At 65.7% G+C, this 23,471-nt stretch carries 21 protein-coding genes; 5 read left to right on the top strand and 16 right to left on the bottom strand.

Annotation, left to right across the window (positions count from 1 at the left end; genetic code table 11):
* Positions 1-42: 42 nt before the first annotated feature.
* From kdsA to CI15_RS17820, 7 genes are all read right to left on the bottom strand, one after another.
* Positions 43-897 carry a 3-deoxy-8-phosphooctulonate synthase gene (kdsA, locus tag CI15_RS17850; RefSeq protein ID WP_013089801.1) on the bottom strand — a complete coding sequence of 285 codons (855 nt, stop codon included), beginning with the start codon at positions 895-897 and terminating at the stop codon, positions 43-45.
* Positions 894-2,555 (bottom strand): CTP synthase, encoded by a 1,662-nt coding sequence (locus CI15_RS17845; RefSeq protein ID WP_062129626.1) that lies wholly within the window; start codon positions 2,553-2,555, stop codon positions 894-896. The genes kdsA and CI15_RS17845 overlap by 4 nt, the downstream gene beginning before the upstream one ends.
* A 107-nt stretch (positions 2,556-2,662) precedes the next feature.
* Positions 2,663-3,466, bottom strand: a complete 804-nt coding sequence (locus CI15_RS17840; RefSeq protein WP_062129625.1) for an alpha/beta fold hydrolase — start codon at positions 3,464-3,466, stop codon at positions 2,663-2,665.
* Between the two features lie 90 nt (positions 3,467-3,556).
* Positions 3,557-6,172: a DNA internalization-related competence protein ComEC/Rec2 gene (locus CI15_RS17835; RefSeq protein WP_062129624.1), complete on the bottom strand. Its 2,616-nt coding sequence runs from the start codon at positions 6,170-6,172 to the stop codon at positions 3,557-3,559.
* Between the two features lie 113 nt (positions 6,173-6,285).
* Positions 6,286-7,074 (bottom strand): TatD family hydrolase, encoded by a 789-nt coding sequence (locus CI15_RS17830; protein ID WP_062129623.1) that lies wholly within the window; start codon positions 7,072-7,074, stop codon positions 6,286-6,288.
* Between the two features lie 102 nt (positions 7,075-7,176).
* On the bottom strand, positions 7,177-7,893 hold the full coding sequence (gene lolD / locus CI15_RS17825) for a lipoprotein-releasing ABC transporter ATP-binding protein LolD (protein WP_420915863.1): 717 nt from the start codon (positions 7,891-7,893) through the stop codon (positions 7,177-7,179).
* Positions 7,894-7,924: 31 nt separating this feature from the next.
* Entirely contained in the window at positions 7,925-9,178 is a 1,254-nt protein-coding gene (locus CI15_RS17820) for a lipoprotein-releasing ABC transporter permease subunit (RefSeq protein WP_062129621.1), read from the bottom strand.
* 318 nt (positions 9,179-9,496) lie between these two features.
* Between CI15_RS17820 and CI15_RS17810 the strand changes: the two genes are divergently transcribed.
* From CI15_RS17810 to CI15_RS17790, 5 genes are all read left to right on the top strand, one after another.
* Positions 9,497-10,603 (top strand): hypothetical protein, encoded by a 1,107-nt coding sequence (locus tag CI15_RS17810; RefSeq protein ID WP_062129619.1) that lies wholly within the window; start codon positions 9,497-9,499, stop codon positions 10,601-10,603.
* A 16-nt stretch (positions 10,604-10,619) separates the two neighbouring features.
* On the top strand, positions 10,620-12,326 hold the full coding sequence (gene recJ / locus CI15_RS17805) for a single-stranded-DNA-specific exonuclease RecJ (protein WP_062129618.1): 1,707 nt from the start codon (positions 10,620-10,622) through the stop codon (positions 12,324-12,326).
* 109 nt (positions 12,327-12,435) lie between these two features.
* A protein-coding gene (gene prfB / locus CI15_RS17800) for a peptide chain release factor 2 (protein WP_153041134.1) occupies positions 12,436-13,540 on the top strand; the annotation gives its coding sequence in 2 pieces (ribosomal slippage) (positions 12,436-12,516 and positions 12,518-13,540; 1,104 coding nt in all).
* 173 nt (positions 13,541-13,713) lie between these two features.
* Positions 13,714-15,255, top strand: coding sequence for a lysine--tRNA ligase (gene lysS, locus CI15_RS17795; RefSeq protein ID WP_062129617.1), 1,542 nt, complete (start codon positions 13,714-13,716; stop codon positions 15,253-15,255).
* Between the two features lie 347 nt (positions 15,256-15,602).
* On the top strand, positions 15,603-16,343 hold the full coding sequence (locus tag CI15_RS17790; protein WP_062129616.1) for a glycine zipper 2TM domain-containing protein: 741 nt from the start codon (positions 15,603-15,605) through the stop codon (positions 16,341-16,343).
* 120 nt (positions 16,344-16,463) lie between these two features.
* On the opposite strand, the gene iscX is transcribed toward CI15_RS17790, so the two are convergent.
* From iscX to CI15_RS17745, 9 genes are all read right to left on the bottom strand, one after another.
* Positions 16,464-16,661, bottom strand: coding sequence for a Fe-S cluster assembly protein IscX (gene iscX, locus CI15_RS17785; RefSeq protein WP_013588918.1), 198 nt, complete (start codon positions 16,659-16,661; stop codon positions 16,464-16,466).
* Between the two features lie 15 nt (positions 16,662-16,676).
* Positions 16,677-17,018: an ISC system 2Fe-2S type ferredoxin gene (gene fdx, locus CI15_RS17780; protein ID WP_062129615.1), complete on the bottom strand. Its 342-nt coding sequence runs from the start codon at positions 17,016-17,018 to the stop codon at positions 16,677-16,679.
* A 219-nt stretch (positions 17,019-17,237) separates the two neighbouring features.
* The gene (hscA, locus tag CI15_RS17775; protein WP_062129614.1) at positions 17,238-19,109 is read right to left on the bottom strand and encodes a Fe-S protein assembly chaperone HscA; all 1,872 of its coding nucleotides are present in this window, start codon (positions 19,107-19,109) and stop codon (positions 17,238-17,240) included.
* Positions 19,110-19,270: 161 nt separating this feature from the next.
* The gene (gene hscB, locus CI15_RS17770) at positions 19,271-19,798 is read right to left on the bottom strand and encodes a Fe-S protein assembly co-chaperone HscB (protein ID WP_062129613.1); all 528 of its coding nucleotides are present in this window, start codon (positions 19,796-19,798) and stop codon (positions 19,271-19,273) included.
* 159 nt (positions 19,799-19,957) lie between these two features.
* A complete protein-coding gene (iscA, locus tag CI15_RS17765) occupies positions 19,958-20,281 on the bottom strand; it encodes an iron-sulfur cluster assembly protein IscA (RefSeq protein WP_062129612.1) in 324 nt (107 codons plus the stop codon).
* Positions 20,282-20,359: 78 nt separating this feature from the next.
* On the bottom strand, positions 20,360-20,773 hold the full coding sequence (gene iscU, locus CI15_RS17760) for a Fe-S cluster assembly scaffold IscU (RefSeq protein ID WP_062129611.1): 414 nt from the start codon (positions 20,771-20,773) through the stop codon (positions 20,360-20,362).
* Between the two features lie 72 nt (positions 20,774-20,845).
* On the bottom strand, positions 20,846-22,069 hold the full coding sequence (locus tag CI15_RS17755; protein WP_062129610.1) for an IscS subfamily cysteine desulfurase: 1,224 nt from the start codon (positions 22,067-22,069) through the stop codon (positions 20,846-20,848).
* A gap of 82 nt (positions 22,070-22,151) precedes the next feature.
* A complete protein-coding gene (gene iscR / locus CI15_RS17750; RefSeq protein WP_008922038.1) occupies positions 22,152-22,682 on the bottom strand; it encodes a Fe-S cluster assembly transcriptional regulator IscR in 531 nt (176 codons plus the stop codon).
* Between the two features lie 187 nt (positions 22,683-22,869).
* Complete coding sequence (locus CI15_RS17745) at positions 22,870-23,367, bottom strand: low molecular weight protein-tyrosine-phosphatase (protein ID WP_062129609.1); 498 nt, start codon at positions 23,365-23,367, stop codon at positions 22,870-22,872.
* Positions 23,368-23,471: the final 104 nt, after the last annotated feature.

The raw sequence follows: 23,471 nt of genomic DNA, 5'->3' as shown, positions 1-23,471 counted from the left end.
CCGATTATCGAACGCAATCGTGACACGCGGCGCACGCCTTTATCAGTTGAAATCGCTTTCGAGGAACGGCCCGCGCTTGACGGCCTGGTCGAGCGTGACGAGCGTCTCGAGCAGGTCGGCCATGCGATTGAGCGGCACGGCGTTCGGGCCGTCCGACTTCGCTTGCGCCGGATTCGGATGCGTTTCCATGAAGAGGCCAGCGACGCCGACCGCGACCGCGGCGCGCGCGAGCACCGGCACGAATTCGCGCTGACCGCCCGAGCTCGTGCCCTGGCCGCCCGGCAACTGCACCGAGTGCGTCGCGTCGAACACGACCGGCGCGTTGGTCTCGCGCATGATCGCGAGCGAACGCATGTCCGACACGAGGTTGTTATAGCCGAACGACACGCCGCGCTCGCACGCCATGAAGCGGTCTTCGGACAGACCCGCTTCGCGCGCGGCGTCGCGCGCCTTGTCGATCACGTTCTTCATGTCGTGCGGCGCGAGAAACTGGCCCTTCTTGATGTTGACCGGCTTGCCCGAGCGCGCGCACGCATGGATGAAGTCGGTCTGACGGCACAGGAACGCGGGCGTTTGCAGCACGTCGACGACCGACGCGACCTGCTCGATCTCGTGCTCGGCGTGCACATCGGTCAGCACCGGCAGACCGAGCTGGCGCTTCACTTCCGACAGGATGCGCAGACCTTCGTCCATACCCAGTCCGCGGAACGACTTGCCGCTACTGCGGTTGGCCTTGTCGTACGACGATTTGTAGATGAACGGGATGTTCAGCTTCGCGCAGATTTCCTTCAGGCGGCCGGCCGTGTCGATCGTCATCTGTTCGGATTCGACGACACAGGTACCGGCGATCAGGAAAAACGGCTTGTCGAGCCCGATTTCGAAATCGCCCAGTTTCATGCTTTCTCCTCGACCCTCGACTGCTGATGCGCGAGCGCCGCTTCGACGAACGACTTGAACAGCGGATGGCCGTCGCGCGGCGTGGACGTGAATTCCGGGTGGAACTGCACGCCGACGAACCACGGATGCATGCTGCGCGGCAGTTCCATCATTTCAGGCAGATCCTCGCTCGGGGTACGGGCGCTAATGATGAGGCCACCGGCTTCGAGCTGGGGCACGAAACGGTTATTCACCTCATAACGGTGACGATGACGCTCGTTCACATCCGTGCCGTAAATCTCTTCGGCGAGCGTGCCCGGCTTGATCGGGCAGCGCTGCGAGCCGAGGCGCATCGTGCCGCCGAGATCCGACTCTTCGGTGCGCTTCTCGACGCGGCCTTCGCGGTCGTACCACTCGGTGATCAGCGCGACCACGCGGTTTTTCGTTTCCTGATCGAACTCGGTGCTGTTCGCGTCCTTCAGACCGACGACGTCGCGCGCGAATTCGATCACCGCGAGCTGCATGCCGAGGCAGATGCCGAGATACGGCACCTTCGCTTCGCGTGCATAGCGGATCGCGTTGATCTTGCCTTCGGTGCCACGACGGCCGAAGCCGCCCGGCACGAGCACCGCATCGAGATGCCTGAGGCTCTCGACGCCTTGCGTTTCGATCTCTTCGGAGTCGATGTACTCGATGTTCACGCGCGTCGACGTATGCATCGACGCATGGCGCAGCGCTTCGATCAGCGACTTGTACGACTCGGTCAGATCGACGTATTTGCCGACCATGCCGATCGTCACTTCGTGCTTCGGGTTCTGCAGCTTCTCGACCAGGTCGGACCACATCGAAAGATCCGCGGCCTTCGGCGTGAGCCTCAGCTCTTCGCAGATGATCGCGTCGAGACCCTGGTCGTGCAGCATCTGCGGAATCTTGTAGATGCTGTCCGCGTCCCACACGGAAATCACCGCGTCTTCGGGCACGTTCGAGAACAGCGAGATCTTCGCGCGCTCGTCGTCCGGAATACGGCGGTCGGCACGGCACAGCAGCACGTGCGGCGAAATACCGATCTCGCGCAGCTTCTGCACGCTGTGCTGGGTGGGCTTGGTCTTCAGCTCGCCGGCCGTGGCAACCCAGGGCACCAGCGTCAGGTGCACGAAGCACGCGCTGTTGCGGCCGAGGCGCAGGCTCATCTGACGCGCGGCTTCGAGGAACGGCAGCGACTCGATGTCACCCACCGTGCCACCCACTTCGACGATCGCGACATCCGGCTCGCCGCACGTCGCAGATGCTGCGCCGCGCTCGACGAATGCCTGGATTTCGTTCGTGATGTGCGGGATGACCTGCACGGTCTTGCCGAGATAATCGCCGCGGCGTTCCTTGCGGATCACCGATTCGTAAATCTGGCCCGTGGTGAAGTTGTTGGCCTTGCGCATCTTCGTGCTGATGAAGCGCTCGTAGTGGCCAAGGTCGAGGTCGGTTTCCGCTCCGTCTTCCGTCACGAACACTTCGCCGTGTTGAAACGGGCTCATCGTGCCGGGGTCGACGTTGATGTAGGGATCGAGCTTGAGGAGGGTGACTTTAAGGCCGCGCGATTCGAGGATCGCGGCGAGGGAAGCGGCGGCAATACCCTTGCCGAGGGAAGATACTACGCCGCCGGTGACGAAAACATATTTGGTCATCGCTGGATGCTCGCGGGAAAAACGGATTATACCGTAAAGGATGGTCCCGACCCAGCAAAAAACGACCGCCCCGCCGCGCGCGGATGCTGCCTCGCGCGCGCTGCGCGTCAGGCGCCTCGCTCCAGTTCGCGCAGCATGCGCTGCACCGCGCGGGCAGTTTCGATCGGCTTTTCCATCGGGTACAAATGGCTGCCCTCGATCCACTCGACGTGCCCGCCGGTCGCGCGGCGCGTCGCGTCGAGACCGGCCTGGCGGATTTCCTTCGAGCGGGTCCCGGCGATGAACCCGACCGGCACCGGCGCGCCGCGCGCGAGCCGCGCGCCGAGCGTATGCGGCAGGGTCCGGTAGATCTGGTATTCGGTGCGACGATCGAACGCGAGCATGCGGGTGCCGTCGGGTGAATTCTGCGGAATGCCGAAGTCGATGTAGTCGGACAGCATGCGCTCGTCCCAGCGCGCGAACGCGGGCTTCGAATGGAAGTGCCGCCAGGCTTCGTCGCGGCTCGCCCACTGGGTGCGCCGCGTGCGCGTCGCGGCGGCGGGCGAGAGCCGCTCGTCGAGCCCCGTCCATTGCGACACGCGAAGCATGCTGCTGCGCCAGCCGGCGATCACCGGCGAGTCGAGCATCACGACGCCGCGCACCCACTGCGGCTTTTTCAGCGCCGCCATCAGCGACAGATAGCCGCCGAGCGAATGCCCGACGAGCCACACCGGCTGCTCGTACCTGCGTGCCAGGTCGTCGAGCAGTTGCTCGACCAGATGCGGCCAGTCCTGAGTGACCGGAAAGCGCGGATCATGGCCGATCCGCTCGATGAAGCGCACGTCGTAGTCGTCGGAGAGTTCAGCGAAGATGGTCCGGTAAGTCGAGGCCGGGAAACCGTTCGCGTGCGAGAAATGGATGATGTTTTTCAACTGCGGCTATCTCCGTTGTGTTTTTTGCTCGTGGGCGTGCTTTGCCGCTGCTCATACCGCCGATCGTTTCTGCTTTGCGCGCCGTGGCGCTCACTGCTCCTTCCAGTAGCGGCGCTGCGTGTCGCGATAGCGCTCGAGCTCGAGCGCCGCGCCATCCTCGCCCGGCGCGACCGGATCGACGTCGACCCGCACCGCGCCGTCGCGATCGCTGCGCGCGAGCTCGATATGGCGCGCCACGTAGCGGGCGAACACGCCCGCATTGGGATGATGAAAGCGATTTTCGTAGCCTACCTGAAATAACGCGATGGACGGATCGATAGAGTCGAGGAACGGCTCGGTCGACGACGTCTTGCTGCCATGATGCGGCACCACCAGCACTTGCGCGCGCAGCAGGTCGCGATCGCGCGCGAGCAACGCGCGTTCGGTCGACGCCTCGATGTCGGCGGTCAGCAGGGCCGTATAGCGCGGCGCATTCGTACTGGCTCGCGTCGGCAAGGTGCTGACCCTCAACACGCAGCAATGATCGTTCGGCTTGCCGGTCAGCGCCCCGGCGTCCGGCCACAGCACGGTGAATTCGACACCGTCCCACTGCCAGCGCTGCCCCGCCACGCACGGCAGCGTCTGCGCGCCATGCTGCGTCGCCATCGGCCATAACGCATGGTCCGGCTCCAGTGCGGCCACCAGCTGACGCACCTCGATCGCCTCGAGCACGGCCGGCGCGCCGCCCGCGTGATCCGAATCGGCGTGACTGATCATCAGCGTATCGAGCGTCGTCACCCCTTGCGCCTGCAGGAACGGCACCACCACACGCTCTCCCGCGTGCGTCGATTCCGGACCGGGCCCCGTATCGAACAGCAACGCGTGATGCGCGGTCTGTACCAGCACCGACGTGCCCTGCCCGATATCGAGCGCAGTCAGACGGAACGCCCCCGATGGCTCGGCAAGGGCACCGTCCGCGCTGGGGAGCAGCAGCGGCAGCCACGTCAGCGGCGCGGCCCAACGCAACGGCCAGCCGCGCGGCGCGAGACACCACAGCGCACCGAGCGCCGCCGAGGCGAGTGCCCACGCGTGCGGCTGCGGCAACCACCAGAGCGACCAGCGCGGCCCGGAGAACAGCTGCAAGCCGGCCACGAGACCGTCGAGCAGCGCGTGCGCGGCGCGCCATGCAAGCGCATCGAGTGGCGCGGGCAACGCCACGCCCGCGAGTACCGTCGGCGTGACCAGCGCGCTCACCCACGGAATCGCGAATGCGTTCGCGAGCGGGCCGACGAGCGGGATCTGCGCGAACCAGTAAGCGGTCAGCGGCGCGAGCGCGACCGTCACCGCGTACTGCACGTGCGCGGCGCTGCGCAGCCGTTCGACCAGCGCCCGCAGACGCCGCGCCAAGGTCGCACGCAATCCTTGCCACCAGGTCCGCGCCCCGCTGCCCTCTTCGTCCGGATCATCGCGGGACGCCTGAGCACCCCGCCGACGCGGCCGCCCGGACATCGCGAACAGGATCGCGCCGACCGCGCAGAACGACAGCCAGAATCCGGCCGACACGACCGCCCACGGATCGACCAGCAGCACGAGCCCGAGCGCCCAGGCGAGCACCGTGGAGCGCGCCAGCTGCCGGCCACCGACGAACGCCAGCGCGACGAGCGCGGCCATCCACAACGCACGTTGCGCCGGCACGTTAAAGCCGGCGAGCGCCGCATGCAGCGCGGCGAACATCGTGCCGAGCGTCACGCCGACGAGCTGCGCGGGCAAGCGCAGCGGCCAGTGGCGGCCGAGCCACCCCGAGCGGCGCCACACCGCTGCCGCGAGCCAGCCGGCCAGCCCCGCGACGAAGCCGATATGCAACCCCGAAATCGCCACCAGATGACTCGTGCCGGTGCCGCGCATCAGCTGCCAGTCGGCGGGGCTCACCTGGTCCTGCGCGCCGATCGCGAGCGCCATGACGATGCCGCGATGCGGCGCGGCGGCGAGCACCGAGTCGATCCGCGCACGCAGCGCGGCGCGCCAGCGGTCGACCAGCACGGCGAATCCGCGCGCGTGACCGACGAGGTGCCGCGCGCGCTCCGGCGCGCTCACGTAGCCGGTCGCGCGGACGTTGCGGGCCAGCAGATTCGCCTCGGCATCGCGCACGCCGAAATTCGCGTTGCCATGCGGGCGCTTCAGGCGCACGGTCAGACGCCAGCGCTCGCCCGGTTCGAGCCGCGGGGCCGGCACGTCGCGCGAGATCCACGCGAGCTGGATCACGCGCGGAAAAGCGGCGAGCCGCGCATCGTTCGTCTCGACGTCGAACAGGAAGCGCTCGCCTTTGTCGCCGTGCGTCGGCAAACCCTTGATACTGCCGACGACCTCGATATCGCGCCCTTCCCATGCGTGCGGCAGGCTCACCGCGAGCCGCGTTTGCGCGCGCATGGCCGCATAGCCGAAGCCGACGCTGAACGCCGCGCACCACACGGCGCTCCATCCGACCACCCGCCGCACGCGGAACGCGCGCCATCCCTCGCGGGAGAACTCGTGCCCGAAGCCACGCCCGTCCGCAGCTTCCCGCTCACATGCGACACCTGTCCCGTCGCCACGCAACCCCCACACCGCAACGCCCAGCGCCACGCAGCCGGCCGCCACGCACGCCCACCATCCGCCGATACCCGGCAACGCCGCCTGCCGCTGCAGCCAGATCACTCCCAACGCAAACCCGCACCAGACCGCCCGCATCCGCCCTCCGCGCCGCTGGCGCCGGACGTCGTCACGCGCCGGCGAACGGGCAGCAGCGAGCCCGCCGGGCATGGGCGTCGCCCGGCGCGAACCCTCTCAACCAACGGAATCGATTATGCAGAGGAAAGCGCGAGTCGCGGCAGCGCGGCGAGCGCGTTAGCCGTTGTGCCTAGGGCGGCTGCGTCGGATGAGACACCGCGCAGTTGCGCGAGAATCGCGCCGATCGCCGGAATCTGCTCGGGCGAATTGCGCTGCTTGTACATCCACGATGGGGCGATATCGGGCGCATCGGTCTCGACGACCAGCGCATCGAACGGCAACTGCTCGGCAAGTCGCCGGATTTGCCGCGCGCGCTCGAACGTCAGGTTGCCGCCGAAACCAAGATGCATGCCCTGATCGATATAAGCCTGGGCCTGCTGGAAACTGCCGTTGAACGCGTGCGCGATGCCGCGATGGAGCTGGTGCCGGCGCAATCCCTTGAGCACCTGATCCTGCGATTTGCGCACATGGCAGATCACTGGCAGATCGAATTCGCGCGCGAGCTGCAACTGGCCGTTGTAGAAGAACTGCTGGCGCGCATCGTCGAGACCGTCGACGAAATAGTCGAGCCCGATCTCGCCGATGCCGACGAAGCGCGGATCGTCGAGACTCGCCTCGATCTCCATGCGCAGCAGGTCGAGGTCGGCATCGACGGCGTGCGGCGTGAAGAGCGGATGAATGCCGAGCGCGTACGCCCCGCCCTCGACGCGATGCGCGAGCTCGCGCACCGTCGCGAAGTTCTGTCGCCCGATCGCCGGAATCACGATGCGCGACACGCCCGCCTCGCGCGCGGACGCCGCGACCGCGTCACGGTCGGCGTCGAACTCCGAAGCGTCGAGATGGCAGTGCGTATCGATCCACATGGAAGGTCTCGCTGGCAGTGGGGCCGGGCCGCAGGCGGCCAGGCGCTCCGCGGTGGCCGTCAGTCATCGCAGCCAATCCGCAACGACCGTGCCGGACCGCATTCAGACCGGCACCGGCGGCTCTTCGTGCAGCACGCCGTCGCGCAGCCGCATGATGCGGTCGCAGCGGCCCGCCAGTTCCGGGTCGTGCGTGACGATCACGAAGCTCGTTTCGAGCGTGCGCGACAGTTCGAGCATCAGGTTGAACACAGTGTCGGCGGTGCCGCCGTCGAGGTTGCCGGTCGGCTCGTCGGCGAGCACGCAGGCGGGCTTCGTGACGAGCGCGCGCGCGATCGCGACGCGCTGGCGCTCGCCGCCCGACAGCTCGCCCGGCCGATGCTTCGCGCGGTGGCCCATGCCGACGCGCTCCAGCACCGCGAGCGCCTCGCGGCGCGCGACTTCGGTCGTCTCGCGACGAATCCGCAGCGGCATCGCGACGTTATCGAGCGCGGAAAACTCGGGCAGCAGATGGTGAAACTGATACACGAAGCCGAGCGCGCGATTGCGCAGGTCGTTGCGCTCGCGCTCGGAGAGCTTCGTGAACGGCTTGCCGAGCACCGACACCTGCCCCGCGCTCGGATCGTCGAGACCGCCGAGCACGTGCAGCAGCGTGCTCTTGCCGGAGCCCGACGCGCCGACGATCGCGAGCTTCTCGCCGCGCCGCACGGCGAGTTGTGCGTTGTTGAGCACCTGGACGTTCAGGCCGCCCTGCACGAATGATTTGGAAATGCCGGTGGCTTCGAGCACGTACGGATACGACGCGGGATCCTGAGCGGTCATGGATGAATCGGTGGATGGATGGACGAGGACGTCATTCATAGCGCAGCGCCTCCGCCGGACGGACCTTCGCGCCGCGCCAGCTCGGATAGAGCGTGGCGAGCGCCGACAGCACGAACGCGATGATGCCGATGCGCGCGACGTCGGCCGGCACCAGCTCGGACGGCAGCTCGCTGATGAAGTACACCGACGGCGGCAGGAACTGCACGCCGAGCAGATGCTCGATCATCGGCACGAGCCACGGTATGCTCCACGCGATCAGACAGCCGAGCGCGACGCCGGTCGCCGTGCCGATGAAGCCGATCGTCACGCCCTGCACGACGAAGATCTTCATGATCGAGCCGGGCTGCGCGCCGAGCGTGCGAAGGATGGCGATATCGGCCTGCTTGTTGGTCACCGTCATCACCAGCGACGACACCAGATTGAACGCCGCCACGGCGATGATCAGCGTCAGGATGATGAACATCATGCGCTTTTCGATCTGCACCGCCGAGAACCAGGTCTTGTTCTGCTGGGTCCAGTCGCGAATGTACAGATCGCCCGACAGCGTGCGCGCGAGCTGATGCGCGACTTCGGGCGCGCGCTGCATGTCGGTCAGGCGCAAGCGCACGCCGGTCGGCGCGGGCAGCCGGAACAGCGCCTGCGCATCCTTGATATTGATCAGCGCGAGCGTGCTGTCGTATTCGTAATGGCCCGACTCGAAGATGCCGACCACCGTGAACTGCTTCAGGCGCGGCAGCATGCCGGCGGGCGTGATCGTACCTTCGGGCGCGACGAGCGTGATCTTGTCGTTCAACTGCACGCCGAGATTGGCCGCGAGGTCCGCGCCGAGCACGATGCCGAAGTCGCCCGGCACGAGGTCGGTCAGCTTGCCGCCCTTCATTTCCTTGCCGATGTCGGACACTTCGGGCTCGAGGGTCGGCTCGACGCCGCGCAGGGCGACGCCGCTCACCGCGTCCTGGCGCGTGAGCAGCGCCTGGGCCTCGACGTAGGGTGCCGCGCCGATCACCTGTTTGTTCTGGCGCGCTTCTTTGGCGGTCAGCTGCCAGTCGGGCATCGACCCGGTCGGGGAAAAAATCTCGACGTGCGCGAGCACCGACAACATGCGGTCGCGCACCTCTTTCTGAAAGCCGTTCATCACCGACAGCACCACGATCAACGCCGCGACGCCAAGCGCGATGCCCGACATCGACACCAGCGCGATGAACGAAATGAAGCCGTTACCGGTCGTGCGTTTGCCGGCGCGCGTGTAGCGCCAGCCGATCTGCCATTCGTAGGGAAATTTCAAGCGAATCCTTGTGTGCGTTCTTCGACTGTGTGCCGCTCGCGACGGAAATCGAACGTCCGCCGTGCGGCCCGGACGTCGTGATCGTTGGGCTCGCGGCGGCGCGGATCGTTCCTCGCTCGCCACGCCGCCGTGCGGCTCGGCGGGCGCGTCAAGGTGCGGCGGCGTCGCGCGCCGCCCTGCCACGCCCAGCGCCGCATCCGGCGATCAAGCGCGAAGTTTGCCACACAATGCCGCCGCTCCGCGCAAAGGACGTGCCTCGCGCACGCTAGCGACCCACCGGCCGCCCCGCGTCGAAATACTCGCACCGTTTGCCCTACAATGCGCACCATCATGCCTGCCGACCGCCTCCATCTTCTGCTGCCCTTCGCGCTGCCCGCCGCTGCCGATGCCTCCACCGCGCTTCATGACATCCGCAGTCCCGCCCTCGACAGGCTGATCGCACGCGCGACGCTCGTCGAACGCGTGATCGGCGAGGATTTTCAGCGCACGCTGCCGCACGAGCGCTGGGTCGCGCGGCAATTCGGCGCGCTGCCCGATGCCGCCGCGGCCGCGGACGAAGCCCCGCTCGCGCCCTACATGCTGCGCGCCGACGGCGGCGAGCCCGGCAGCGCGACGTGGGCCTGCGTGCAGCCGGTGCATGTGCACATCGCGCACGACCACCTGGTGCTGATCGACCCCGCCTCGCTCGATCTGTCGGACGACGAAGCGGGCACGCTGCTCGCGATCGCGCGTCCGTTGATCGAGGAGCTCGGTGTGCGCATCGAAGCTCCGAAGCCGGTGCGCTGGTATCTGTCGAGCGACGCCTTCGGTTCGCTCGCGGGCGCCTCGCCGTTGCGCGCGAGCGGCCGCAACATCGAGATCTGGCTGCCGCACGAAGCGCATTCCGGCGAGCGCTCACGCGCATGGATGAAGCTGCAGAACGAAGTGCAGATGGCCTGGTTCGAGCATCCGGTCAACGAAGCGCGCGAGGCGCGCGGGCTGCCGGCCGTCAACTCGATCTGGTTTCACGCGCAGGGCGCGGCGCGGCCGGTGCGCAGTCCGTTCGCGCAGGTGCTGTCCGATGCCGCCGCGACGCGCGGTCTCGCGTTGAGCGCGGGGGTCGCGACGGGCGCGCCGCCGGCGTCGTACGGCGAACTGTCGACGGCACGGCGTGGCGCGACCAAAGGCAGCGGCGCCACGCTCATCGAACTCGATCCGTTTTCCGCGCCCTATATCGAACAGGACTGGGCGCGCTGGAACCAGGCGTTCGCCACGCTGCAGACCGACTGGTTCGAGCCCGCGCTCGCGGCGCTGCAGTCGGGCGAACTGGCCGAACTCGGCCTCACGCTGTGCGGCGACACCGGCTCGGTGACGCTGACCGTCACGCGCGGCGACTTGCGCAAATTCTGGCGGCGGCGCGTGCTGGCCTCGCTTTTCATCGAATGATCCACGGCCCTTTAGCATGACCCGAATCGTTACGCGCTCCTGCTCTCCCGTCGACGCCGACGTGCTGACCCGCTGCGGCCTGCACCCCGTGCTCGCGCGCCTGTACGCCTCGCGCGGCGTATGCCTGCCCGAAGACGTCGAAACCGGCCTCGCGCGGCTCGTGCCGCCCGCCGAAATGAAGGGCTGCGACGCGGCCGCCGTCCTGCTCGCCGACGCGTTGCAGCAGCAGCGCCGCATGCTGGTCGTCGCCGACTACGACTGCGATGGCGCGACCGCCTGCGCGGTCGCCGTGCGCGGGCTGCGGATGTTCGGCGCGCGCATCGACTACCTGGTGCCGAACCGCATGGAGCACGGCTACGGGCTCACGCCGGAGATCGTCGAGCTGGCGGCGCGCAGCGCGGCCGGCAAGCCCGATCTGCTGATCACCGTCGACAACGGCATCGCGAGCGTCGACGGCGTCGCGGCGGCCAACGCGCTCGGCATCGACGTGCTCGTCACCGACCACCACCTGCCCGGCGACGCGTTGCCCGTCGCTCGCGCGATCGTCAATCCGAACCAGCCGGGCTGCACGTTCCCGAGCAAGTGCCTCGCCGGCGTCGGCGTGATGTTCTACGTGCTGCTCGCGCTGCGCGCGGAGCTGCGCCGCCGCGGCGCGTTCGGCGACGCGCTGCCCGAGCCGCGCCTCGATGGCCTGCTCGACCTGGTCGCGCTCGGCACCGTCGCCGATGTCGTCAAGCTCGACGGCAACAACCGCGTGCTGGTCGCGCAAGGTCTGCAGCGCATCCGCCGTGGCCGCATGCAGCCGGGTATCGCCGCGCTGTTTCGCGCCGCCGCGCGCGATGCGCGCAACGCGTCGGGCTTCGACCTCGGCTTCGCGCTCGGGCCTCGCCTGAACGCGGCGGGACGGCTGTCGGACATGTCGCTCGGCATCGAATGCCTGACGACCGACGACGTCGGCCGCGCCTGGGAGCTCGCGCAACAGCTCGACGCGATGAACCGCGAGCGCCGCGAAATCGAGGCCGGCATGCAGCAGCAGGCACTCGACGACCTCGCCACGGTCGATCCCGCCGGCTCGACCACGATCACGCTGTTCAATCCGGGCTGGCATCAGGGCGTGATCGGCATCGTCGCGGGGCGCCTGAAGGAGAAGTTCCACCGCCCGTCGTTCACGTTCGCGCCGGCCGACGAGACCGGCGTGCTCGTCAAGGGCTCGGGCCGCTCGATTGCGGGCTTCCATCTGCGCGACGCGCTCGATCTGATCTCGAAGCGCGAACCGGACCTGATCGTCAAATTCGGCGGCCACGCAATGGCGGCCGGCCTGACGATCGCGGCCGCCGACGTGCCGCGTTTCACGGCCGCGTTCGAGGCGGTGGGCCGCGAATGGCTGTCCGAAGAGGTGCTCGCGCGCACGATCGAAACCGACGGCGAGCTCGAAGACGCGTACTTCACGCCGCAATTCGTCGAGATGCTCGATGCGGCCGTGTGGGGCCAGGGCTTTCCGGCGCCGGTGTTTTCGGGCGAATTCGAGGTCGCCTCGCAGGCGCTCGTGAAGGACAAGCATCTGAAGCTGCAACTGCTGCGCGGCCGCCAGCGCTTCAACGCGATCTGGTTCAATCACACCGATACGCTGCCCGCACGCACCACCGTCGCCTACCGGCTCGCGAGCGACACGTGGAACGGCGTGTCGCGCGTGCAACTGATCGTCGAGCACGCGGCGAGCTGAAATCTTCCGCAAAATCAACCGCGAACACGCGCCGGAGCGCCCGTGAGGCTCCGGCGCCGCGTGCCGATCGGCTATAATTTCTCCTTTTTACGCAGAATAGAAGATCGACATGGAAGCGGAACGTCTCAACGCGATCGAAGCCTCTCTGGCCGACCTGCGCAAGCGCGCGGACGACCTACGGGGGTATCTTTGACTACGACGACAAAGCACTGCGTCTAATCGAAGTCAACCGGGAACTCGAAGACCCGGACGTCTGGAACGACTCGAAGCACGCCCAGGCACTCGGTAAGGAAAAGAAGCTGCTCGACGACACGGTCGGCAAGCTGACGTCGATCACGAACGACGTGCGCGACGCGCAGGACCTGTTCGACATGGCGCGCGAAGAAGCCGACGACGAGACGCTGCTCGCCTGCGAGGGCGACGCCCAGGGCATCGAAGCGCGCGTTGCCGACATGGAATTCCGCCGGATGTTCGCCAACCCGGCCGACCCCAACAACGCCTTTCTCGACATTCAGGCCGGCGCCGGCGGCACGGAAGCGTGCGACTGGGCGTCGATGCTGCTGCGCCAGTATCTGCGCTACTGCGAGCGCAAAGGTTTCAAGACCGAAGTGCTCGAGCAGACCGAAGGCGACGTCGCCGGCATCAAGAACGCGACGATCAAGATCGAAGGCGAGTACGCATACGGCTTTCTGCGCACCGAAACCGGCGTGCACCGCCTCGTGCGCAAGTCGCCGTTCGACTCGTCGGGCGGCCGGCATACGTCGTTCTCGTCGGTGTTCGTGTACCCGGAAATCGACGACTCGATCGAAGTCGACATCAATCCGGCCGATCTGCGCATCGACACGTACCGCGCTTCGGGCGCGGGCGGTCAGCACATCAACAAGACCGACTCCGCGGTGCGGATCACGCACATGCCGTCGGGCATCGTCGTGCAATGCCAGAACGACCGCTCGCAGCACCGCAACCGCGCCGAAGCGATGGCGATGCTGAAATCGCGCCTGTACGAAGCGGAAATCCGCAAACGTCAGGCCGAGCAGGACAAGCTCGAAGCCGGTAAGACCGACGTGGGTTGGGGCCATCAGATCCGCTCGTACGTGCTCGACAACAGCCGCATCAAGGATCTGCGCACCAACGTCGAAATCAGCAACACGAAGAGCGTGCTCGACGGCGACCTCGATCCGTTCATCAGCGCGAGCCTGAAACAGGGCGTGTAAGCGCGCACGGCGCGTGCCTCGTTCACCTTGCGGGGCCGCGCTGTTTGGTTGTTGCCGCCGAGTGGCTTTCGCGCAGTTTCTTCGCTGTTTTTCCAGTACCGCCTGAGGTTTTACACTGACTGGCTTCCCGAGCGCGGCACACGCCGCGACGGACCACCGAATACCAAATCATCATGACTGAACCGACCCAGCCGAATGCGGCCCAGCCGACTGTCGTGCCCGAAGTGGACGACAACAAGATCATCGCCGAGCGCCGCGAGAAGCTGCGCGAGTTGCGTGAGCAAGGCGTCGCCTATCCGAACGATTTCCGTCCCACGCACCACGCCGAAGATCTGCAGGCGCAATACGAGCACACCGATAAGGAAGCGCTCGAAGCGAATCCGCTCGAAGTCGCGATCGCCGGCCGCATGATGCTGAAACGCGTGATGGGCAAGGCCAGCTTCGCGACCGTACGCGACGGCTCGGGTCAGATCCAGTTCTTCATCACGCCGGCCGACGTCGGTCAGGACACGTACGACGCGTTCAAGAAGTGGGACATGGGCGACATCGTCGCCGCGCGTGGCGTGCTGTTCCGCACCAACAAGGGCGAGCTGTCGGTGCGCTGCACGGAGCTGCGTCTGCTGTCGAAGTCGCTGCGTCCGCTGCCGGACAAGTTCCACGGCCTCGCCGACCAGGAGATGAAGTACCGCCAGCGCTACGTCGACCTGATCGTCACGCCGGAAACGCGCCGCACGTTCGTCGCGCGCACCAAGGCGATCGCGTCGGTGCGCAAGTTCATGGCCGACGCGAACTTCATGGAAGTCGAAACGCCGATGCTGCACCCGATTCCGGGCGGCGCGGCGGCCAAGCCGTTCTCGACGCATCACAACGCGCTCGACATGCAGATGTTCCTGCGCATCGCACCGGAGCTGTATCTGAAGCGTCTGGTGGTCGGTGGCTTCGAGCGCGTGTTCGAGATCAACCGTAATTTCCGTAACGAGGGCGTGTCCGTGCGCCACAATCCGGAATTCACGATGATCGAGTTCTACGCCGCCTACACCGACTACAAGTGGCTGATGGACTTCACCGAGCAGCTGATCCGCCAGGCCGCGATCGACGCACTCGGCACGGCCACCATCACCTATCAGGGCCGCGAGCTCGATCTGTCGAAGCCGTTCCATCGACTCACGATCACCCAGGCGATCCAGAAATACGCGCCGCAATACACGAACGAGCAACTCGCCGACAGCACGTTCCTGCGCGCCGAGCTGAAGAAGTTCGGCGTCGATGCATCGCAGCCGCAGTTCCTGAACGCGGGCGTCGGCTCGCTGCAACTGGCGCTGTTCGAAGAGACGGCCGAGTCGCAATTGTGGGAGCCGACCTACATCATCGATTACCCGATCGAAGTGTCGCCGCTCGCGCGCGCGTCGGACAAGGTGGAAGGCATCACCGAGCGTTTCGAGCTGTTCATCACGGGCCGCGAAATCGCCAACGGCTTCTCAGAACTGAACGATCCGGAAGATCAGGCCGCGCGCTTCAGGAAGCAGGTCGACCAGAAAGACGCCGGCGACGAGGAAGCGATGTTCTACGACGCGGACTATATCCGTGCGCTCGAATACGGCATGCCGCCGGCGGGCGGCTGCGGTATCGGCATCGACCGACTGGTCATGATGCTGACCGATAGCCCGAGCATCCGCGACGTGATCCTGTTCCCGCATCTGCGTCGCGAAGATTGAGCGGCGCCAGGCGCTAACGATCGTTGCGCCTCGCGCGCGACGACATGGTTGCGAAGAACGCCCGGTTTATGCCGGGCGTTTTTTTATGCCGCGCCTTTTCGCCTGGCGGGACCGTTTTCTGCTTCGGATGGTTTGTAACCAGCGGTAAAAGCTGCGTGTTCGAGCGCAAGTCGCCGTGGCCGCAATGATTTCAAAAGCTTGCGAACACCACGGCGCGCCGTGTTTTGCGGCACCGTGCACGCCCGCGGTTGTCACCGCACAGGTTACAAATTGAAACGCTCCCCGAATCGAATTGCCCGACACTCGGTCTCACAAGCAGTCGGCTCTGTCAGAAACGGAGGCCCAATATGGACAACCCTACTCATCAACCCACGCAGCAACGTCGTCTTCATCCGTTGATCGCGGTCGCCGCCGGCGCGGTGCTCGTCGCGAGTCTCGTCGCGACCGCGGCGATCACCGGCGTGTTCCCGAAGGCGTCGAGCAACGGCACACAAATCGATCACACGCAGGCCGCGCCAATCAGCACGCAACAGCCGGGCGTCGTCGATTCGGCTGCGCCGGTCAACCCGGCGGCGCAACCGCAGCAGCAGGCTCAGGCTCAGCAAGCAGTGCCGGTCGCCCCTGCCCCCGCTCCGGCGCAGCAACCGCAATACGCACAGCAACAGCAGGCGCAGGCCGCACAGCAGTACGCCCAACCACCCGAACCGCAAGCAGCGGCGCAGTACGCGCAGCAGCCGGCCCCGCAATCCGCGTATTGCTCGACGTGCGGCACCGTCGTCGCGATTTCAGAAGTTCGGCATGAGGGGCATGGCACCGGGATTGGCGCGGTCGGCGGCGCGGTGGCCGGTGGCGTCGTCGGTAACCAGTTCGGCGCGGGCGGCGGGCGCACCGCGATGACGCTGCTCGGCGCGCTCGGCGGCGGCCTCGCGGGCAACTCGGTCGAAAAGCATCTGCGCAGCACGGCCTCGTATTCGGTGCGCGTGCATATGGAAGACGGCAAGACGCGTTACTTCACCTACCAGGCGGCGCCCCCGTTCCACGACGGCGAGCGCGTGCGGGTCCAGAACGGCGGCCTCGTCGCCGACTAGGCTCGGCGCCCGACGCTCAGTGCTTTCCGGCTCGGTGTTTCCCGCCGCGGCAATGAAAAAAGGCGATTCCATTGGAATCGCCTTTTCTTTGCAGTTCGGTGCGCAAGCGCTAACAGACGCTCAATAGTCCGCGTCTTCGATCCACGCCGCCTGAATCGCTTCGAGAATCTTTTCGTTCGAGCGGTTTGGATCGTCGTCGAAACCTTCGAGCTCGGTCACCCAACGATGCAGGTCGGTGAAACGCACCTGCTGCGGATCGACGTCCTGATGCTTGTCGGTCAGAGCCATCGCGATGTCTTGCGTATCGGTCCACTTCATGGCGGCGCCCTCCTGTTAGTGGTTTTCCTTTGCGTGATTGATCGAGTAACGCGGAATTTCGACGACCAGATCCTGTTCGTCCGGCACGATCGCCTGACACGACAGGCGCGAAGCCGGTTCGAGCCCCCACGCCTTGTCCAGCAGATCGTCCTCGTCTTCCTCGGACGGCGTCAAGGCGGCGAAACCCTCACGCACGATCACGTGACAGGTCGTGCACGCGCACGACTTCTCGCACGCATGCTCGATCTCGATACCGTTATCGAGCAGGTTGTCGCAGATGCTCTTGCCAGGAACGGCATCGATCACCGCGCCTTCCGGGCACAGTTCGACGTGAGGCAGCACAACGATTTGAGGCATACAGTTTCCGTTTGGGTCTGAGGCACGGCGGCTGCCAGCTAATGCCGCGTGCAGGCTCCGTACCATTTTACTGGCGTCACGCGGACTTTTTAAGTCCGCGCGGCGCGCTCCGGTAGTTCGTGGGGTGGTCGCGGTTGGTCAGTGGACTGGACATGCGTCGCACGCTTGCTCACGCAACGCGCATGCCGTGTGCGCGCGACTTTCGCAATGTTCGCCCGTTCAGATCTCGTCGAGCTTGCGGCCCGACAACGCGCGGCGAATTCCCTTGTTCATGCGGCGCGCCGCGAATTCGTCGGTGCCTTCGGCAAGCGCCTTCGTCGCGGCTTCGATCGCGCCGACGTCATCGCTTTGCGCGACGTTGCGCAACGCGGCGAGCAACGCGTCGAGTTCGGCGCGTTCGCCATCGTCGAGCAGATCGGCGTCGGCGGCGAGCGCCGCGTCGGTCGCTTCGACGAGACGTTGCGCCTCGACTTGCGCCTCGCGCAATGCGCGCGCGCGCATGTCGATTTCCGCGGTCGAAAAGCTGTCTTCGAGCATGCGCGCGATGTCGTCGTCGGCGAGGCCGTAGGACGGCTTCACGACGACCGATGCCTCCACGCCCGACGCGAGCTCGCGCGCGAACACGGACAACAGGCCGTCCGCGTCGACCTGATAGGTCACGCGAATGCGCGCGGCGCCCGCGGCCATGGGCGGAATGCCGCGTAGCTCGAAACGCGCGAGCGAGCGGCAATCGCTGACCAGTTCGCGCTCGCCTTGCACGACGTGAATCGCCATCGCCGTCTGGCCATCCTTGAAGGTCGTGAAGTCCTGCGCGCGGGCGACCGGAATCGTCGAGTTGCGCGGGATGATCTTCTCGGTCAGCCCCCCCATCGTCTCGACGCCGAGCGACAGCGGAATCACGTCGAGCAGCAGCCACTCATCGCCTTCCGCGCCGCGATTGCCGGCGAGCAGGTCGGCCTGGATCGCCGCACCGAGCGCGACGACCTGATCCGGATCGAGATTGACGAGCGGCGGTTGGCCGAAAAACGCCTCGACCGCGCGGCGGATCACCGGCATGCGCGTCGCGCCGCCGACCAGAACCACGCCCTTGATCTCTTTCGTCGTGACCTTCGCGTCGCGTAGCGCCTTTTTCGTCGGGCCCAACGTGCGTTGCACCAGCGCGGCCGTGATGGTCTCGAAGGTGGCTTCGTCGATCGTCAGATCGAGCGCTGTGCCGTTGGAAAGCATGAGCTTGAGGCTCGCCTGCGGCGCGCTCGAGAGCGCCTCCTTGGCATCGCGCACGCTATCGAGCAGCAGGCGCACGTCCTGCGGCGCCAACGTGCGCGGTGCGATGCCGGCCTGTTCGAGCACATGGCGATACAGCGCGTGATCGAAGTCGTCGCCGCCGAGCGCGGAATCGCCGCCCGCCGCGAGCACTTCGAACACACCCTTCGTGAGCTTCAGGATCGACAGGTCGAACGTGCCGCCGCCAAGGTCGTAGACCGCGTACAAACCTTCGGCACCGTTGTCGAGACCGTAGGCGATCGCGGCCGCGGTCGGCTCGTTGAGCAGACGCAGCACGTTCAGGCCCGCGAGGCGCGCGGCGTCCTTGGTCGCCTGGCGCTGCGCTTCGTCGAAGTAAGCCGGCACCGTGATCACCGCACCGACCAGCTCGTCGCCGAGCGTGTCTTCGGCGCGCTGGCGCAGCGTCGCGAGAATTTCAGCCGACACTTCGACGGGGCTCTTCACACCGTCGACCGTGCGGATCTGCACCATGCCGGGCGCGTCCACGAAGTCGTACGGCGCATTTTCGGCGCCCTCCACTTCGGCCTTGCCACGTCCCATGAAGCGCTTGACCGACACGATCGTGTTGCGCGGATCGCTGGCGGCCTCCGCCTTGGCCCGGCGGCCGATGCGACGGCCGCCCTGTTCCAGGTAACGCACCACCGACGGCAACAGCACGTGCCCGTCTTCGTCGGGCAGCACGTCGGGCAGGCCGCTGCGCACGGCGGCGACGAGGGAATTGGTGGTGCCGAGATCGATACCGACCGCCAGACGCCGCTGGTGAGGCGCCGGCGCCATGCCGGGTTCGGAGATTTGCAGTAAGGCCATCTGGATCTTCTCGGGGACGTGGTGCCCCGTCCTGAATGTTCGCGTTGCTGGGGGGTGCTGCCGCGGCGCGCGGCCGCTATCGTTTTTGTTTGTCGCCTGGTACGTCGCCTGTTACGTCGCTGCCTACCGTTGCCGCTTGGTTGCTGCTCGCCGGCGCCGCGCTAGCCTTCGAGCCGCTCGATCTGCGCGTCGATTTCCGAGGCGACGCGCTCGATGAACATCAGCTGCCGCACCGCTTCGCCCGCGGCCTGATTCGCGCCGCTGTCGAGCGATGCACCGAGCTTGTCGAAGCGCTGACGTTCCTCGTCGCGCAACTCGACGAGCAGCGCATCGAGCGCGTCGACGTTCTTCGCCGTGGCCGCGTCCTCGATGTTCTCGCGCCACTCCATCTGCTGCATCAGGAACGCGGGCTCCATCGCCGTGTTGTTGTCCGCGCCGACGTTGATGCCGCGCAACGACAGCAGGTAGGTCGCGCGCTTGAGCGGATCGCGCAGCGTCTGATAGGCCTCGTTCGTGCGCGTCGCCCATTGCATCGCGATACGCTTTTGCGCTTCGCCGGCCGCCGCGAAGCGATCCGGATGCACCTGCGCCTGCACGGTACGGTACGCGTGATCGAGCGTGCTCGCATCGAGCGCGAACTGCGCGGGCAGACCAAACAGGTCGAAGTGGCTGTCGTTCAGCGAGGCCATCGGATTAAGTCCGTTGATGAAAACGCACCGCAGTGCAGTCAAAAAGCGTGGTGGAGAAACGTTGGGCCTTCCGGGGTGCGCGCGTCAGTCCGAGCGCGGATCAAACTAAAAAGGCGGCCCGCGCCGCCTTTGATCCGCCGCACGCGGAAAGTACCGAACCTAGACTCGGAACGACTCGCCGCAGCCGCATTCGTCTTTCACGTTCGGGTTGTTGAACTTGAAGCCTTCGTTCAGCCCTTCGCGTGCGAAGTCGAGTTCCGTGCCGTCGATATACGCGAGACTCTTCGGATCGACGACGACCTTCACGCCGCTCGTCTCGAACACCTGATCTTCGGGTGCGAGTTCGTCCACGTACTCGAGCTTGTAGGCGAGGCCCGAGCAACCGGTGGTGCGCACGCCGACGCGCAACCCGATGCCTTTACCGCGGCGGGTCAGATACTTCTGGACGTGCTGTACTGCCTTTTCGGTCAACGTAATTGCCATAACGTTTCTCAGTTGCCAGCGGGCGCGGCGCGTGTATTCGCGCCGCTCTCACCGGTTACTTCGTTCTTACCCGGTTGCTCAGGCGGCCTTGCCGTCTTCGACAACCGCTGCTTCGCCGTGGCGCTGCTTGTAGTCGGCGACCGCGGCCTTGATCGCGTCTTCCGCGAGGATCGAACAGTGGATCTTCACCGGCGGCAGCGCCAGTTCTTCGGCGATCTGCGTGTTCTTGATCGACATCGCCTGGTCGAGCGTCTTGCCCTTCACCCATTCGGTGACGAGCGAGCTCGAGGCGATGGCCGAGCCGCAGCCGTACGTCTTGAACTTCGCGTCTTCGATGATGCCGTCCGCGCCGACGCGGATCTGCAGCTTCATCACGTCGCCGCAGGCGGGTGCACCGACCATGCCGGTGCCGACCGCGTCGTCGTCCTTCGCGAAGGAACCAACGTTGCGCGGGTTTTCATAGTGGTCGAGGACCTTGTCGCTATAAGCCATGATTACACTCCTTGATTCGTTTCAACCTGCAATCCGATGATCGTTCGAGGTTCGATTCGCCCAGCTGGCGCGTCAGTGCGCGGCCCACTGGATGGTCGAAATATCGATCCCGTCCTTGTGCATTTCCCACAGCGGCGACAAATCGCGCAGCTTGGAAATCTTCGTCTTCAGCAGGTTGATCACGTAATCGACTTCCTGCTCCGTCGTAAAACGGCCCACCGTGAAGCGGATCGAGCTGTGCGCGAGTTCGTCGTTGCGGCCAAGCGCGCGCAGCACGTACGACGGTTCCAGCGAGGCCGACGTGCACGCCGAGCCCGACGACACCGCCACGTCTTTCACCGCCATGATCAGCGATTCGCCTTCGACAAAATTGAAGCTGATGTTCAGGTTGTGCGGCACACGCTTTTCCATGTCGCCGTTCACATACACTTCTTCGATTTCCGACAGGCCTTTCAACAGCCGGTCACGCAGCATGCGGATGCGCTCGTTTTCGGTCGCCATTGCTTCACGCGCGATACGGAACGCTTCGCCCATTCCGACGATCTGGTGCGTAGCCAGCGTGCCCGAGCGCATGCCGCGCTCGTGACCGCCGCCGTGCATCTGCGCTTCGATGCGGATACGCGGCTTGCGGCGCACGTACAGCGCGCCGATGCCCTTCGGGCCATACGTCTTGTGCGCCGAGAACGACATCAGGTCGACCTTCAGCTTCTGCAGATCGATCGTGATCTTGCCGGTGGCTTGCGCCGCATCGACGTGGAAAATGATGCCCTTCTCACGCGTGATCTCGCCGATCGCCTCGATGTCCTGGATCACGCCGATCTCGTTGTTGACCGACATCACCGACACCAGAATCGTGTCGGGACGCAGGGCCGCCTTGAACGCGTCGAGGTCGATCAGACCGTCGTCCCTGACATCCAGATAGGTGACTTCGAAGCCTTCGCGCTCGAGCTCGCGGCAGGTGTCGAGCACAGCCTTGTGCTCGGTCTTCACCGTGATGATGTGCTTGCCCTTGCTCTTGTAGAAGTGCGCGGCACCCTTCAGCGCGAGGTTGTCCGACTCCGTGGCACCCGAGGTCCAGATGATTTCGCGCGGATCGGCGTTCACGAGCGCGGCGACCTGTTCGCGCGCTTCCTCGACCGCGCGCTCGGCGTCCCAGCCATAAGCGTGGCTACGCGACGCGGGGTTGCCGAACTGCTCGCGCAGATACGGGATCATCTTGTCCACCACACGCGGATCGATCGGCGTCGTGGCGCTGTAGTCCATGTAGATGGGCAGATGGAGAGAGTCGTTGTTCATCAATTGCTCCGGGGACGTCATGTGCTCTGGCTTCTGGGTTCGATTTCGGACTGCGGCGGGGTGTGCTATTTCGCTTCGCGCTTCACGAACCGGCCATGTTGAAAACGGAATTGGGACCTTTGGGCGCCACGCGGACGGGTTCGACCGCCGGCGCATCGTTGCGCCTGTCGCGCAGCACCGCTGGCGCGCCTTCGCGTGAGCGCTGCTGGTCGACCAGATCCTTCAGCGAAACCGAATCGAGGTATTCGACCATTTTCTGGTTCAGCGTCGACCACAGCTCATGGGTCATGCAGTGGCCGTCGTGCTGCTTGGTGCCTTCGCACGTGCCTTTGCCGCCGCACTGGGTGGCGTCGAGCGGTTCGTCGACCGCGATGATGATGTCGGCCACCGTCACGTCTTCGGCGCGGCGCGCGAGATTGTAGCCACCGCCCGGTCCGCGCACGGACTCGACGATTTCATGGCGGCGCAGCTTGCCAAACAGCTGCTCGAGATACGACAGGGAGATGTGTTGGCGCTGGCTGATACCCGCAAGCGTCACCGGGCCCTGCTCCTGGCGCAGCGCCAGGTCGATCATCGCCGTGACGGCGAAACGGCCTTTCGTGGTGAGTCTCATATGATGTGGGAACCGCAATTCTCGACAAGTTTTGTCAAGTATAAATACATGAGCGATTTAGTCAAGTATGCGCGCCGAAATTTGAGCCGTTCACTTAATTGATCGCTATACCCTTTGGCGACACGCCCGCCAGCGCGGCGTAGACGGGATTGGACCGCATTCTCCGCCCGCTTTCTCTGCCTGATACCTACGCGAGCAACTGCGGACGCAGGGAGATGATCAACCCGCGGCAAGCCGCTTCGCACTGATCCAGCACCAACTCGAACCCTTCCGCGCCGCCGAAATACGGATCGACGACTTCCCGTGTGCCACTCCAGCGGCCATCCGCCTCGGGCACGAATTCCATTAACAGACGGATCTTGTCGCGCTGCGCGGGCGGACACAGTTGATGCAACGCAGCGACGTTGCGGTCGTCCATCGCGATCAGTAAATCGAAACGCTCGAAGTCGGCGACCGTGACCTGGCGGCCGCGCAGCGCGTCGAGCGCATAGCCGCGTTGGCGCGCCGCGTACTGCGCGCGTTCATCCGGTGCCGCGCCGATGTGCCAATCGCCGGTGCCGGCCGAATCGATCAGGATGCGATCCGCGAGTTTCGCCTCGTCGACCAGGCGACGCATCACCCCCTCCGCCGTCGGTGACCGGCAGATATTCCCGAGGCAAACGAAACAGACGGACACAGTTTTCATCAGGGATTCTTCGACACTCGAGACGCCGCGCGTGGCGTCGACACTTGGTTAGCGGACTGCGCCGCGATTATACAAACCTCGACGGATTCACGCCGGGCGTGGTG

Origin of the sequence: Paraburkholderia monticola (genome assembly GCF_001580545.1) — a bacterium.
GTDB lineage: Bacteria > Pseudomonadota > Gammaproteobacteria > Burkholderiales > Burkholderiaceae > Paraburkholderia > Paraburkholderia monticola.
The sequence above is the reverse complement of the archived record's forward strand: the minus strand, read 5'-3'. Positions and strand labels throughout refer to the sequence as shown.

Bases quoted from the DNA above. Each gene is read 5' to 3' on its own strand.
- kdsA (WP_013089801.1), bottom strand. From the start codon at position 897: ATGAAACTGGGCGATTTCGAAATCGGGCTCGACAAGCCGTTTTTCCTG.
- CI15_RS17845 (WP_062129626.1), bottom strand. From the start codon at position 2,555: ATGACCAAATATGTTTTCGTCACCGGCGGCGTAGTATCTTCCCTCGGC.
- CI15_RS17835 (WP_062129624.1), bottom strand. From the start codon at position 6,172: ATGCGGGCGGTCTGGTGCGGGTTTGCGTTGGGAGTGATCTGGCTGCAG.
- CI15_RS17830 (WP_062129623.1), bottom strand. From the start codon at position 7,074: ATGTGGATCGATACGCACTGCCATCTCGACGCTTCGGAGTTCGACGCC.
- lolD (WP_420915863.1), bottom strand. From the start codon at position 7,893: ATGACCGCTCAGGATCCCGCGTCGTATCCGTACGTGCTCGAAGCCACC.
- CI15_RS17810 (WP_062129619.1), top strand. From the start codon at position 9,497: ATGCGCACCATCATGCCTGCCGACCGCCTCCATCTTCTGCTGCCCTTC.
- recJ (WP_062129618.1), top strand. From the start codon at position 10,620: ATGACCCGAATCGTTACGCGCTCCTGCTCTCCCGTCGACGCCGACGTG.
- lysS (WP_062129617.1), top strand. From the start codon at position 13,714: ATGACTGAACCGACCCAGCCGAATGCGGCCCAGCCGACTGTCGTGCCC.
- CI15_RS17790 (WP_062129616.1), top strand. From the start codon at position 15,603: ATGGACAACCCTACTCATCAACCCACGCAGCAACGTCGTCTTCATCCG.
- iscX (WP_013588918.1), bottom strand. From the start codon at position 16,661: ATGAAGTGGACCGATACGCAAGACATCGCGATGGCTCTGACCGACAAG.
- fdx (WP_062129615.1), bottom strand. From the start codon at position 17,018: ATGCCTCAAATCGTTGTGCTGCCTCACGTCGAACTGTGCCCGGAAGGC.
- hscA (WP_062129614.1), bottom strand. From the start codon at position 19,109: ATGGCCTTACTGCAAATCTCCGAACCCGGCATGGCGCCGGCGCCTCAC.
- hscB (WP_062129613.1), bottom strand. From the start codon at position 19,798: ATGGCCTCGCTGAACGACAGCCACTTCGACCTGTTTGGTCTGCCCGCG.
- iscA (WP_062129612.1), bottom strand. From the start codon at position 20,281: ATGGCAATTACGTTGACCGAAAAGGCAGTACAGCACGTCCAGAAGTAT.
- iscU (WP_062129611.1), bottom strand. From the start codon at position 20,773: ATGGCTTATAGCGACAAGGTCCTCGACCACTATGAAAACCCGCGCAAC.
- CI15_RS17755 (WP_062129610.1), bottom strand. From the start codon at position 22,069: ATGAACAACGACTCTCTCCATCTGCCCATCTACATGGACTACAGCGCC.
- iscR (WP_008922038.1), bottom strand. From the start codon at position 22,682: ATGAGACTCACCACGAAAGGCCGTTTCGCCGTCACGGCGATGATCGAC.
- CI15_RS17745 (WP_062129609.1), bottom strand. From the start codon at position 23,367: ATGAAAACTGTGTCCGTCTGTTTCGTTTGCCTCGGGAATATCTGCCGG.